The organism is Bradyrhizobium sp. LTSP849, from assembly GCF_000938255.1.
GTDB lineage: Bacteria > Pseudomonadota > Alphaproteobacteria > Rhizobiales > Xanthobacteraceae > Bradyrhizobium.
The window spans coordinates 114,982-128,025 of record NZ_JYMR01000034.1; the positions used below are offsets into that span (position 1 = coordinate 114,982).

The 13,044-nt window shown below is 63.3% G+C and carries 12 protein-coding genes; 7 read left to right on the forward strand and 5 right to left on the reverse strand.

Annotated elements, in window-relative coordinates; translation table 11 throughout:
• The first annotated feature begins 80 nt into the window (after positions 1–80).
• From topA to UB31_RS21835, 4 genes are read left to right on the forward strand one after another with little or no spacing between them, the layout of a single operon-like run.
• Positions 81–2,837, forward strand: a complete 2,757-nt coding sequence (gene topA / locus UB31_RS21820) for a type I DNA topoisomerase (protein ID WP_045012346.1) — start codon at positions 81–83, stop codon at positions 2,835–2,837.
• Between the two features lie 8 nt (positions 2,838–2,845).
• Positions 2,846–5,194, forward strand: a complete 2,349-nt coding sequence (gene rnr, locus UB31_RS21825) for a ribonuclease R (protein WP_045012347.1) — start codon at positions 2,846–2,848, stop codon at positions 5,192–5,194.
• A 2-nt stretch (positions 5,195–5,196) separates the two neighbouring features.
• A complete protein-coding gene (locus tag UB31_RS21830; protein ID WP_045012348.1) occupies positions 5,197–5,628 on the forward strand; it encodes a DUF983 domain-containing protein in 432 nt (143 codons plus the stop codon).
• A 32-nt stretch (positions 5,629–5,660) separates the two neighbouring features.
• On the forward strand, positions 5,661–6,410 hold the full coding sequence (locus UB31_RS21835; RefSeq protein ID WP_045012349.1) for an NUDIX hydrolase: 750 nt from the start codon (positions 5,661–5,663) through the stop codon (positions 6,408–6,410).
• A gap of 29 nt (positions 6,411–6,439) precedes the next feature.
• On the opposite strand, the gene UB31_RS21840 is transcribed toward UB31_RS21835, so the two are convergent.
• Together UB31_RS21840 and UB31_RS21845 are read right to left on the reverse strand one after the other, a co-directional pair.
• Positions 6,440–7,798: a metallophosphoesterase family protein gene (locus tag UB31_RS21840; protein WP_045012350.1), complete on the reverse strand. Its 1,359-nt coding sequence runs from the start codon at positions 7,796–7,798 to the stop codon at positions 6,440–6,442.
• 76 nt (positions 7,799–7,874) lie between these two features.
• Entirely contained in the window at positions 7,875–8,417 is a 543-nt protein-coding gene (locus UB31_RS21845) for a hypothetical protein (RefSeq protein WP_045012351.1), read from the reverse strand.
• Positions 8,418–8,648: 231 nt separating this feature from the next.
• On the opposite strand from UB31_RS21845, the gene UB31_RS21850 reads away from it, so the two are divergent.
• The gene (locus UB31_RS21850) at positions 8,649–9,974 is read left to right on the forward strand and encodes an LLM class flavin-dependent oxidoreductase (RefSeq protein ID WP_045012352.1); all 1,326 of its coding nucleotides are present in this window, start codon (positions 8,649–8,651) and stop codon (positions 9,972–9,974) included.
• A 39-nt stretch (positions 9,975–10,013) separates the two neighbouring features.
• Here the strand turns inward: UB31_RS21850 and UB31_RS21855 are convergent, their stop codons facing one another.
• Positions 10,014–10,280: a Txe/YoeB family addiction module toxin gene (locus UB31_RS21855; RefSeq protein WP_045012353.1), complete on the reverse strand. Its 267-nt coding sequence runs from the start codon at positions 10,278–10,280 to the stop codon at positions 10,014–10,016.
• Positions 10,281–10,284: 4 nt separating this feature from the next.
• Positions 10,285–10,551 carry a type II toxin-antitoxin system Phd/YefM family antitoxin gene (locus tag UB31_RS21860; RefSeq protein WP_045012354.1) on the reverse strand — a complete coding sequence of 89 codons (267 nt, stop codon included), beginning with the start codon at positions 10,549–10,551 and terminating at the stop codon, positions 10,285–10,287.
• A gap of 235 nt (positions 10,552–10,786) precedes the next feature.
• Here UB31_RS21860 and rpmG point away from each other — a divergent pair, with 235 nt between their 5' ends.
• Both rpmG and UB31_RS21870 read left to right on the forward strand, forming a co-directional pair.
• Positions 10,787–10,954, forward strand: coding sequence for a 50S ribosomal protein L33 (rpmG, locus tag UB31_RS21865; RefSeq protein WP_045008041.1), 168 nt, complete (start codon positions 10,787–10,789; stop codon positions 10,952–10,954).
• Between the two features lie 232 nt (positions 10,955–11,186).
• The gene (locus UB31_RS21870; protein ID WP_156175489.1) at positions 11,187–11,699 is read left to right on the forward strand and encodes a hypothetical protein; all 513 of its coding nucleotides are present in this window, start codon (positions 11,187–11,189) and stop codon (positions 11,697–11,699) included.
• Positions 11,700–11,758: 59 nt separating this feature from the next.
• Here UB31_RS21870 and UB31_RS21875 read toward each other — a convergent pair whose 3' ends face one another.
• Positions 11,759–12,991 carry an MFS transporter gene (locus tag UB31_RS21875; RefSeq protein ID WP_045012356.1) on the reverse strand — a complete coding sequence of 411 codons (1,233 nt, stop codon included), beginning with the start codon at positions 12,989–12,991 and terminating at the stop codon, positions 11,759–11,761.
• Positions 12,992–13,044: the final 53 nt, after the last annotated feature.

Consider the following 13,044-nt stretch of genomic DNA (forward strand, 5'->3'; position numbering starts at 1 on the left):
CACCCATGTTCGGGTCGAAAGGGCCGACCCGAATCTTGTCGAATTCGGCCCCAAATTTCCCCGTAAGTCACTGGAACTATATGAATATCGTCATTGTGGAGTCGCCGGCGAAAGCCAAGACGATCAACAAGTATCTGGGCTCGTCCTACGAGGTTCTGGCCTCGTTCGGCCATGTCCGGGACTTGCCGGCGAAGAACGGCTCCGTCGATCCTGACGCCAATTTCAAGATGATCTGGGAGATCGATCCCAAGGCGGCCGGCCGGCTCAATGACATCGCCAAGTCCCTGAAGGGCGCCGACCGCCTGATTCTCGCCACCGACCCTGATCGCGAGGGCGAAGCCATCTCCTGGCACGTGCTGGAGGTGCTGAAAGAGAAGCGCGCGATCAAGGACCACAAGATCGAGCGCGTGGTGTTCAACGCCATCACCAAGCAGGCGGTCACGGATGCCATGAAGCATCCGCGCCAGATCGACGGTGCACTGGTCGACGCCTACATGGCGCGCCGCGCGCTGGACTATCTGGTCGGCTTCACCCTCTCCCCCGTGCTGTGGCGCAAGCTGCCTGGCGCCCGCTCGGCCGGCCGTGTGCAATCGGTGGCGCTGCGGCTGGTCTGCGACCGCGAGCTCGAGATCGAGAAGTTCGTTGCCCGTGAATATTGGTCGCTGATCGCGACCCTGCTGACGCCGCGCGGCGACGCGTTCGAGGCCCGCCTGGTCGGTGCCGACGGCAAGAAGATCCAGCGTCTCGACATCGGCACCGGCGCCGAAGCCGAGGATTTCAAGAAGGCGCTCGAAGCCGCCGCCTACGCGGTGACCACGGTCGATGCGAAGCCTGCCCGGCGCAATCCGCAGGCGCCCTTCACCACTTCGACGCTGCAGCAGGAAGCCAGCCGCAAATACGGCTTTGCGCCGGCGCACACGATGCGGATCGCGCAGCGGCTTTATGAAGGCATCGACATCGGCGGCGAGACCACCGGACTCATTACTTATATGCGTACGGACGGCGTGCAGATCGATCCGTCCGCGATCACCCAGGCGCGCAAGGTGATCGGCGAGGATTACGGCAACGCCTACGTGCCGGAGGCCCCGCGCCAGTACCAGGCCAAGGCCAAGAACGCCCAGGAAGCGCACGAAGCGATCCGCCCGACCGACATGTCGCGCCGGCCCGACAGCATGAGCCGCAAGCTCGATTCCGATCAGGCCCGGCTCTACGAGCTGATCTGGAAGCGCACCATCGCCAGCCAGATGGAATCGGCCGAGCTGGAGCGCACCACGGTCGACATCACGGCGAAGGTTGGCGGACGCACGCTCGACCTGCGCGCCACCGGCCAGGTCGTCAAGTTCGACGGTTTTCTGGCGCTCTACCAGGAAGGTCGCGACGACGAGGAGGACGAGGATTCCCGCCGTCTGCCCGCGATGAGCCCGAACGATGCGCTGAAGCGGCAGTCCCTCGCCGTCACCCAGCACTTCACCGAGCCGCCGCCGCGTTTCTCCGAGGCATCGCTGGTCAAGCGCATGGAAGAGCTCGGCATCGGCCGGCCCTCGACCTATGCCTCGATCCTCCAGGTCCTGAAGGACCGCGGCTACGTCAAGCTGGAGAAGAAGCGCCTGCATGGCGAGGACAAGGGCCGCGTCGTGGTCGCGTTCCTCGAAAGCTTCTTCGCGCGCTACGTCGAATACGATTTCACGGCCAATCTGGAAGAGCAGCTCGATCGCGTCTCCAACAACGAAATCTCCTGGCAGCAGGTTCTGAAGGACTTTTGGACCGGCTTCATCGGCGCCGTCGACGAGATCAAGGATCTGCGCGTCGCGCAGGTGCTCGACGTGCTCGACGGGATGCTCGGACAGCACATTTATCCGCCTCGCACCGATGGCGGCGACATCAGGCAGTGCCCGAGCTGCGGCAATGGTCGGCTCAATCTGAAGGCCGGCAAGTTCGGCGCCTTCGTCGGCTGCTCGAACTATCCGGAATGCCGCTACACCCGTCAGCTCGCTGCCGACGGCGAAGCCAGCGCCGACCGCTCGCTCGGCCAGGATCCCGACACCGGTCGCGATGTCTGGGTCAAGGCCGGCCGGTTTGGTCCCTACATCCAGCTCGGCGAGCAGAAGGATTATGCGGAAGACGAGAAGCCGAAGCGCGCCGGCATCCCGAAGGGCACCTCGCCCGGCGATGTCGAGCTTGAGCTTGCGCTGAAACTGTTGTCGCTGCCGCGCGAGATCGGCAAGCATCCGGAAACCGGTGAGCCGATCACCGCCGGCCTCGGCCGCTTCGGCCCGTTCGTCAAGCACGAGAAGACCTACGCCAGCCTCGAGGCCGGCGACGAAGTCTTCGACATCGGCCTCAATCGCGCGGTCACGCTGATTGCCGAGAAGGTTTTGAAGGGCCCGAGCCGTCGTTTTGGCGCCGATCCCGGCAAGGCCATCGGCGATCATCCGACACTCGGCACCGTCACCGTGAAGAGCGGCCGTTACGGCGCCTATGTCACGGCGGGCGGCGTCAACGCGACGATCCCTGCCGAGTTCGAAAAGGACACCGTCACGCTGCCGCAGGCGATCGCACTGATCGACGAGCGCGCGGCCAAGGGTGGCGGCAAGCCCAAGAAGGCTGCCAAGCCGGCGAAGAAGGCGAAGGCAACCAAATCCGCCGCTGGCGAGGACGCCGCGCCGAAACCGAAGAAGCCGGCCGCGAAGAAAGCCGCGGCCAAAACCAAATCCGAATCCACCAGCAAGGCGCGCGCAGCCGTGTCGTCGACCGCCAAGACTTCAGCAGTCAAGACGTCGCCGACCAAGGCGGCTGCCGCCAAAGCTCCGGCCAAGAAGAGTGCCGGCACGACTTAAGAGGTTAAGTGAAACGCAAGAATGACCATGGCTTTCCCGACAGGGATGCCATCGTCGCCTTCATCAAGGCAAATCCCGGAAAGGTCGGAACCCGCGAAATCGCGCGCGAGTTCGGCCTGAAGAACGCCGACCGCATCGAGCTCAAGCGCCTGCTGCGCGAGCTCGCCGACGACGGCCTCGTCAAGAAAAAACGCCACACCATTTCAGAGCCCGACAGCCTGCCGCCGACGCTTGTCGCCGACATCACCGGCCGCGACGCTGACGGCGAGCTGATCGCCTCCCCCACCGAATGGGACGAAGTCGAAGGCGGCGAGCCGCCAAAGATCCTCATCGTCATGCCGCGCCGGCCAAAGCCTGGCACCGCGGCCGGAATCGGCGATCGCGCGCTGCTGCGCGTCGAGCGCTCGGATGAGGGCGAAGGCCCGGCCTATCGCGGCCACATCATCAAGGTCTTCGACAAGGCCAAGAGCCGGATCCTCGGCGTGTTCCGCAGCCTGCCCGAAGGCGGCGGACGGCTGATCCCGGTCGACAAGAAGTCCGCCGATCGCGAACTGAACATCGCCGCGACCGAGACGCACGGCGCGCAGGACGGCGACCTCGTCAGCGTCGACATCGTCCGCTCGCGCGCCTTTGGCCTGGCCTCAGGCCGCGTCAAGGAGAAGCTCGGCTCGGTCAAGTCCGAGAAGGCGATCAGCCTGATCGCGATCTACGCCCATGACATTCCGCTGCAATTCTCCCCCGCAGCCGAACGCGAGGCCGAGGCGGCAGAGCCGGCCAATCTGAAGGGACGCGAGGACTGGCGCGACGTGCCGCTCGTCACCATCGATCCGCCGGATGCGAAGGATCACGACGACGCGGTGCATGCGCAGCCCGATCCCGATCCCAACAACAAGGGCGGCTTCATCGTCGATGTCGCCATTGCGGACGTCAGCTTCTACGTGCGGCCGGGCACCGCGCTCGACCGCAATGCGCTCGACCGCGGCAACTCGGTCTATTTCCCCGACCGCGTCGTGCCGATGCTGCCCGAGCGCATCTCCAACAATCTCTGCTCGCTGGTGCCAGGCGAGCCGCGCGGCGCGCTCGCGGTACGGATGATCATCGCCCCGGACGGACGCAAGCGCTCGCACAGCTTTCACCGCATCCTGATGCGCTCGGCGGCCAAGCTGAATTACGCGCAGGCGCAGGCCGCAATCGACGGAAGGCCGGACGACACCACCGGCCCCCTGCTCGATCCCATCCTGAGGCCGCTCTACGCCGCCTATGCCTGCGTCAAGCGCGCCCGCGACGAGCGAGATCCGCTCAATCTCGATCTGCCCGAACGAAAAATCCTGCTGAAGAGCGACGGCACGGTCGACCGCGTCGTCGTCCCGGAGCGGCTTGATGCGCACAAGCTGATCGAAGAATTCATGATCCTCGCCAATGTCGCGGCGGCGGAAATGCTCGAGAAGAAGTCGCTGCCGCTGATCTACCGCGTGCATGACGAGCCGACGCTGGAGAAGGTCCACGCGCTGGCAGAATTTTTGCAGACGCTCGACGTGCCCTTCGCGAAGACAGGCGCGTTGCGCCCCGCGCTGTTCAATCGCGTGCTGGCACAGCTCGAAGGCCACGACCATTTCCCGCTGGTCAGCGAGGTCGTACTGCGCGCCCAGGCGCAAGCCGAATATTCCGCTGAGAATTACGGTCATTTCGGACTGAATTTGCGCCGCTACGCGCATTTCACCTCGCCGATCCGCCGTTACGCCGACTTGGTCGTGCACCGCGCCCTGGTCCGCGCCCTCGGCCTTGGCGAAGGCGCCCTGCCCGACAGCGAGACGCCGGAAAGCCTCGGCGAGGTCGCAGCCCACATCTCGGTGACCGAGCGGCGCGCGATGAAGGCGGAGCGCGAGACCGTCGACCGGCTGATCGCGCATCATCTCGCCGACCGTATCGGCGCGACCTTCCAGGGCCGCGTCTCCGGCGTCACGCGCGCGGGCCTGTTCGTCAAGCTTGCCGAGACCGGCGCCGACGGCCTGATCCCGATCCGATCCCTTGGCACGGAATATTTCAACTATGACGAGGGCCGCCACGCGCTGGTCGGCACGCGCAGCGGCACCATGCATCAGCTGGGTGACGTCGTTGACGTCCGTCTGATAGAAGCAGCTCCCATCGCGGGCGCGCTGCGCTTCGAGCTGCTGTCCTCGACCGGTGAGACCGCGCCGCGGGGCCGCAGGCCATCCGGTCCGCAACGCCGCCCCTCGTTCAAGGCGCATCCCGGACGCAGTCCGGCGAAGAAGCACAAGCCTGCGAAGCAAAAGAAGCCCGGCAAGGGCAAGAAGAACAAAGGAAAAGGTAAAGGCGCAAAAGGCAAGGCGTGGTAGCGATGAACACGGTCCCAAAAGTCTGGACGCGCGAGACCGGCCTCGTCGAGAAGCGCGACCTCTGGGCTGCGATGAGGCGCGGCTTTCGCGGCCGCTGCCCGCGCTGCGGCCAGGGAAAATTGTTCCGCGCCTTCCTGAAAACGGCGGACAATTGTTCGGCCTGCGGCCTCGATTTCACGCCGCATCGCGCCGATGATTTGCCCGCCTATCTTGTGATCGTCATCGTCGGCCACATCACCGTGCCGACCATCCTCTGGATCGAGACCAACTACACCACGCCGGTCTGGATCAGCTTTGCCGCCTATCTGCCCTTCACGTTCGTCGCCTCGCTCGGACTGCTCCAGCCGATCAAGGGTGCTGTGGTCGGATTGCAATGGGCTCTGCGCATGCACGGCTTTGACGACAGCCCTCCGGATGGTATTCCGCCGGTGTAAGCAAAATAAACAAAAGCGGTTTGGGTGAGGACATGACGGGCACGGCGCAGGCGGAAAAGGCAAAGATCCACGAAGGCAAGGAAGCCGATCACCATCCCTATTTCCGTCCCCGGGATGCCGCGACGCTGATCCTGGTCGATCGCAGCGGCGCCATTCCAAAGGTCCTGGTCGGCAAGCGCCACGACAAGGTGGTCTTCATGCCAGGAAAATTCGTCTTCCCCGGCGGCCGCGTCGACAAGACCGACTATCGCGTGCCGGTCGCAGCACCCATCACATCCGAGCTGGAAGCCAATCTCGCCAAGGGCAGCCCGAAGACGCCGCCCTCACGCGCAAAGTCGCTCGCCATCGCCGCGATCCGCGAGGCCTGCGAGGAGACCGGCCTCTGCCTCGGACGCAAGGCGGAAGGCAAGGTGCCAAAGCTCGAGGGCAACTGGAAGCCGTTTGCGGATGCCGGCCTGCTGCCTGATCCGTCCAGCCTGTTCCTGATCGCACGCGCGATCACCCCGCCCGGCCGCGTCAAGCGCTTCGACACGCGCTTCTTCACCGCGGATGCCTCCGCGATCACCCATCGCGTCGAGGGCGTAATCCACGCCGATGCGGAGCTCGTCGAACTGGTCTGGGTCGAGCTCGGCTCAAAGCCGCTCGCCGATTTGCATCCGATGACGCGCAATGTGCTCAACGAGCTCGACACCCGTCTTGCCACCGGCCCGCTCCGCCACGATGCGCCAGTGCCGTTCTTCCATTTCTACGGCGGCAAGATGCAAAAGGATATTTTGAGCTGATCTCCAGCCGCCGTTTCATTGAAGCCCGCTCACGCGATCAGCAAACTCAGCGCGGCACCTCTGAAGGCGCGGTCTTCGCTGCCGCCTTGTCCGTGGCCGATAGCCCAATGCCGGGGCCACGAAAGCTGGTCCAGCCCTTGCGCCGACGCGGAGGTGAAGGACGACCAACGGCCGGAGTCATGATGGCGGTACAGGAGACCGCCGGGACCCATATCCGGATAGACCGTCACGTGAATATCGAAACCGGCGCCTTCTGGAAGATCAGGTCCAAACCAATAGGACGGACTGCGCCCCGGCTCACGACCAACGATGGCTGTCAGAGTTTGCTTCGGTCCCCGGAGCCCGAGCCAGAACGGCGCGATCGAACCAGGCGCGAAGGCCGTCAAAATCGTCTGGGCTGACGCCACATCGGTCGCGGCGCTTTGCCCCAGTAGTCTCAACTCGATCCGACGTCCGCTCTGCACACACCCGCTAAACGGCGCTGTGACATCTCCGAACGGCAGCTCTTTCCAGCCGGCGGGATCAGGATCACGCAGCGGCCATTCAATCCTCTCCCTCGCTACGCCGTCGGTATCGAGCACCTGATAGCGCAGACCTTGCTCGTCAAGCGCGGCCTGAACGCAATGCAGATATTCGACGCCTTCCGGCATCCTGTGAGCCGTTCCCGCGCCCGCCGTGCAAATCTGCAGGACGCCGCGATGCGCCTGCACATCGAAGGCGAGGATATGGCTGCACAAATAGGCAAGCACGTTCTCATTCACCAGAATGTCCCAGAACGGGCGCGCGTATTCGTGGCCGATCTCGCGCTGATACGTCCCCGTAAAGCCGTTGATGGGAAATACCGGGTGATGACCGAGGACGAGCTTATGCCGCGCGTCAGCATTTTCTCTCAGCGTGGCTTCCAGCCACGCGAGCTCAACATGGCCCTCACCGCCAAGGCCGCTCCAGAGCGTGTTGACGAATACCATCAGGAGGTCGCCGCGCCGCACGAAGTAGGAAAGACCAGTCTGCCCCGGCGGCCCATTGTCCGGCAGGTCCAGAGCGGCGCGAAACACCGCCTCGCTCATCACGTCATAGGTCGTGTGATTGCCGGTTGTGTGCCACATCGGAATGGCTGCACGGTCGAGCCAGGCCATTTCCGTATCCAGCCAATAGCGCCACTGCGCGCGCAGAGCGTCTGGATCCGGCGTCAGTCCGATGATCTCGTCGCCCGGAAACAGAATGAATTCAGGCTGCGGTCTCAGGCGTTGAACGACAGCGTTGACCGAGGCGAAGGTCCTTTCGTGCAAGGCACCCGGCACGCCCGAGCAGGAGTCGCCATACAAGAGAAACTGATGGCCCTTGCTGCGCGGCAGAATCGCAGGAATGGAATGATTCGTTGAGGTCATGGCGTTCCATTGCGGTGTCCGGCCGCAAGGATGGCAATTTTGGGAACAGGGAGCAACAGGTCGCGCCCAGGCTTGATCAGTCCGCGTCCGGCTCGGTGCCGACATAATCGCGCGCCGGCAGCTTGAGGACATGGCCGATTTCATTCGCCAACTTGTCCGCCTCCTCGCGCGTGGTGAAGCTCATCAGCGTGATCGGCTCGGTGCCCTTGTTGCCGCAGAGATTGACATCATAGGCCGTCAGCTCCGGATCGTAATCATCGGTGATGCTGATGAAGTGATAGTCGGCGAGATTGCGGCGCTTGCGAATATTCAGCGGGCCGAACTGCCTGGTGATGACGATCTGGCGCAGCGTCTCGTTGAGCACGACGAAAGTGCGAAACGTCAGCAGGATAAAGCCGGGTATGCCGACGAGCAGCCCGAGGGCCGTGAACACCAGCACCGGCACGAGATCGTCGGCGAGTCGCCCGAAGCCGGAAAAATCCTGGCGCAGGCCGAGGGCGACATTCCAGAGCAGATAGGCGCTTGCCGCCAGGAGCGGCAGCGACAGCAACCGGCCGATCCAGGGCATCGGCCGGTCGATGCGGACGGTATTGCCATCCACGGTCATTGCGCCTGCCATGTCACGTTTCCTCACGGGCCGAGTTCATGGCTTGGTCGGGTCGAGAAGCTGAATGGTTCGAGGGCCTCTCCTCCGTCATTCCGCGGCGCGCCCCTCCGGCACGAGCCCGGAATGACGCGAATGTGCTGAGGACGCATCGAAAAACGAAAAAATGTTCTTGCCCCTCCCGATGGCAGAGTTTCGCGGCGTTCCTATGTCTTCTCTAACGATACCCAGAACGGATACGGGGCGATGGCACAACGGCAACTCAAGCTTGGCGCGTTCATGCGCCCGATCAGCATCCACACCGGCGCCTGGCGCTATCCCGGGGCCTGGCCGGACGCCAATTTCAATTTTGGTCACATCAAGACGCTGATCCAGAAGCTCGAGGCCGGCAAGTTCGACGCCTTCTTCATGGCCGATCACCTCGCCGTGCTGAACATGCCGGTCAATGCGCTCAAGCGCAGCCACACTGTGACGTCGTTTGAGCCGTTCACGCTGCTGTCGGCGCTCTCGGCCGTCACCGAGCGGATCGGCCTGATCGCAACGGGCTCGACCACCTTTGACGAGCCCTATCACGTGGCGCGGCGCTTCGCCTCGCTCGACCATCTCAGCGGTGGGCGCGCGGGCTGGAATATCGTCACCACCTCGAACCCGGACGCCGCGCTGAATTTCGGCCTCGACGACCACATGGAGCACGCCGAGCGCTACAAGCGCGCCCGCGAATTCTATGACGTGGTCACGGGCTTGTGGGATTCCTTCGCCGACGACGCCTTCGTCCGCGATGTCGAAAGCGGCCTGTTCGTCGATCCCTCGAAGATGCATGTGCTCGACCACCAGGGCAAATATCTGAAGGTGCGCGGGCCCCTTAATATCGCCCGTCCCGTACAGGGCTGGCCGGTGATCGTGCAGGCCGGTGCCTCCGAGGACGGCAGGCAGCTCGCGGCTGAAACGGCGGAAGCCGTGTTCACCGGCGGCGGCAGCCTCGCCGACGGGCAAAAGCTTTATGCCGACATCAAGGGGCGCATGGAGAAGGTCGGGCGCGATCCTGAACACCTCAAGATCCTGCCCGGCGCGTTCGTCGTGGTCGGCGACAGCGTCGACGAGGCCAAGGAGAAGCGCGCGCTGCTCGACAGCCGCGTGCATTACGACAGCGCCATCGCTTCGCTCTCCGTCATCCTCGGCACCGACGCCTCAGGCTTCGATCCCGACGGCCCACTCCCCGAAATCCCCGAGACCAACGCCAGCAAGAGCGGCCGCCAGCGCATGGTCGACCTCGCCGCCCGCGACAAGCTCACCGTGCGCCAGCTCGCCCAGCGCGTCGGCGGCTATGGCGGGCTCGCCTTCGTCGGCACGGCCAAAACCATCGCCGACCAGATGGAGGAATGGCTGGTCGGCCGCGGCTCCGACGGCTTCAACATCATGTTCCCGTTCCTGCCTGCCGGCCTCGACGATTTCGTCGACAAGGTCGTCCCCGAGCTCCAGAGCCGCGGGATTTTCCGCAAAGAGTACGAAGGGCCCACTTTGAGGGACAATCTGGGCCTGCCCCGGCCGAAAAACCGGTTCTTTGAGGCGTAATATTTTTGACGCCGAAGACGACCGAACCAACAAAACGTTTTAGTAGTGATATCGACATTCGGCGATGACGAGCTGCTGCCCGTCGTCCTTGCCCTGAAGGCGGTACACCAATCGTTGCTCGCCTGTAATGCGGCGAGACCACCAACCGCGCAGATCATGCTTGAGGGGCTCCGGTTTCCCGAGCCCCCTGAACGGATCTCTTTTGATGTCCTTGATCAAATCGTTGATGGCCGTGAGGATCTTTTCGTCCTCTGTCTGCCATTGCAGATAGTCCTGCCAGGCAAGCTCGGTCCAGGCGATCAGCATGCGCCTAGCCGGTCGAGCCGGGCTCGATCAATTCACGCGCGACCAGCTTGCCCTCATCGGCTTCCTTGATGGAGCGCAGAATGCGCGCGGCGTTGGCCGGGCTCTTGAGAAGATGAACCGTCTCGATAAGGCCCTCGTACTCTTCCTCCGAGATCATCACCACGCTACGGGCGTTCTGGCGGGTGACAACGAGCGGGGCGCGATCGTCGCAGACCTGGTCCATGTAGGCCGCGAGGTTGCTCCGTAGCTCCGTATACGAGACGTTTGCCATGGCAATTGTCCTAGTCTTTTTGTACAGACAACCGTACATATCAACGTACAGAAACTCGTACAAGGGCGACTGATAGACTTAGGTCCTGCTACGGCTATTTTGAAGCCTGAAAGGGCCGATTTGAGTGGTTTTAGGGCCCAAAAACCTTGACATCAGGCGGTTTCTGGCTAGGTTGCCGGCCAACGCGGGCCGTTTGGCCGGCTCCAGATTCCCCTAATTTTCAGAGGTCCTGAACATGGCCAAAGCGGTCACCATCAAGGTCAAGCTCGTGTCCTCGGCTGACACCGGCTTCTACTACGTCGCCAAGAAGAATTCGCGCACCATGACCGACAAGCTGGTCAAGAAGAAGTACGATCCGGTTGCGCGCAAGCACGTCGAATTCCGCGAATCCAAGATCAAGTAAGATCGCGGAACGTTGAAGACTTTTGCGGGGCCCTCTGGGCCCCGTTTTTATTTGGGCGCTTGATCCGAATGCGCTGCGTCCGGAGCGCGAGAGCGAGAATTGTCGCGTCCGCGATGCGCGTGGAAGACGACGTTGAATCCGGAGGCTCGATGTCAGCTTTGGGCCCAGAAATAGACATCCCTAAGTTGTCAGAGCACGGTTCGTTTACGCGTTTGGCGGAGAGTACCGTGCCATGTGGTCGACCCGGCTCCTCTGGACAGGTGTAATCAGTGCCTTTGCCGTTGCGGCATTGATGCTTGCTGGAATGTTTGTCGTGTTGCTTGCTGCGTCTGGCGGCGAGCACCCAGGCTTGGCAATGATTGTGGTCTTCGCATCCCCCGGCATGATTGTTTATCCGGCGTGTTGGTATGCGGTCATCTTTCGTCGACGCGACTACTCGCGGCACCAAACGTTGAAGCTCATCGGCGCGGCGTATGGTGTCGTCAGCATGATCATTGCGTCATCAATGCTCGTTGACGGTCTTGTTTCAATGATTTCTGATCCCACTTCGAAGATCACCCCCTTATTGATCCTGATCCTACCGTTGGAAATAGTGGTGGTCGGAACCGTCATCCTGGGTATCCCTTACGCAATAGTTGCGACGCCCATGGCGTTGCTGCACCGCTGGCTTCTCTCGAAATGCTTTACCTCAACCAATTTCGCAAACCCGAGCGACCAGTGGCCTTCGCTGTCCCCTCCTGGTTAGAACGCGCGCGATCGTCGGTCAGCCCGTATCCCGAAGCTGACGCTAGCGCGCGCCCCCAGCTACGCCGTCCGCAACACCGGCGGCTGCGACGGCCGGATCAGCGCGAATGCCACCTGCACCATGCCGCCGGCCAAGCCCAACGCGACGCCGATGCGCCACGCCATGGTGTATGACCCGAGCGAGTCGTAGATCACCCCTCCTCCGTACGCGCCGAGGAAGCTGCCGATCTGGTGGCTCATGAAGGCGAGGCCCTGGATCATGGCCTGCCAGCGCAGGCCGAACATCTCGGCGACGGCGCCTGCGACCAGCGGGCCGACGCCCATCCACAGGAAGCCCATGATCGCACCGAACAGCAGCGTCGATGCGGGCGTCGCCGGCAGCATGAAGTACCAGGCGAGCGCGAGCGAGCGGAAGATGTAGATGCCCCCTAACAGCGCGAGCTTGTTCCAGCGCTGGCCGGCCCAGCCGAAGAACAGCGAGCCCAGCACGTTGAAGCCGCCGATCATGCCGAGCGTCTGCGCGCTCAGCATCGGATCGAGGCCGCAGATCGCGAGATAGGACGGCAGATGCGTGGTGAGAAACACGAGCTGCATGCCGCAGACGAGATAGGCGCAGGTCATCACCACGAAGGACGCGTTGCCGAACGCGGTCTTGGCCGCAGTCATGGCAGTGGCATCGCCGATGTCATCGGCCGCAGGCTTCGGCAGCGGAATCATGTCAACGCGGCCGGCGTACCAGGCCGCGGGAATCATCAGCACCGACATCACCACGAAGCCGGCGAGCCCGACCCGCCAGCCGAATCCTTCATTGAGCATCTGCCCGAGCGGCGCCGACAGCAGCGCGCCGAGCGAACCCGCGCCGGAGACGATGCCGAGCACGGTCGAGCGCACGGTCGCAGGCACCGCGCGCGCCGCCACCGACATCGCGATCGCGGCCGCGGTGCAGGCGAGCGAGGTACCAATCAGCACGCCGGCGCCGATCATGATGGCGACGAGCCCGTTCGCGGTCGCCATCATGATGAGGCCCACGATGTACATCAGTGCGCCCACCATCATGATCGGGCGGAAGCCGTAGCGCGTGGTCATCGCGCCGGCGAGCGGCTGGAGAAAGCCCCAGGCGAGGTTTTGCACGGCGAGTGCCAGCGTAAAGTCGGACACCGATAGATGGATGTCGTGCGTCAGCGGTTGCATGAAGATGCCGAGCGACTGTCGCAGCCCCATGCTCAGCGTCAGCATGATGGAGGCGCCGATCAGGATGGGCAATGTCGGACGCAGGATCTGCAACAGGGGCATTGTTGTTCTCCCTCGTGGGCACGGCACGCGTGCCGGCGTCTGCAATTCGCGTT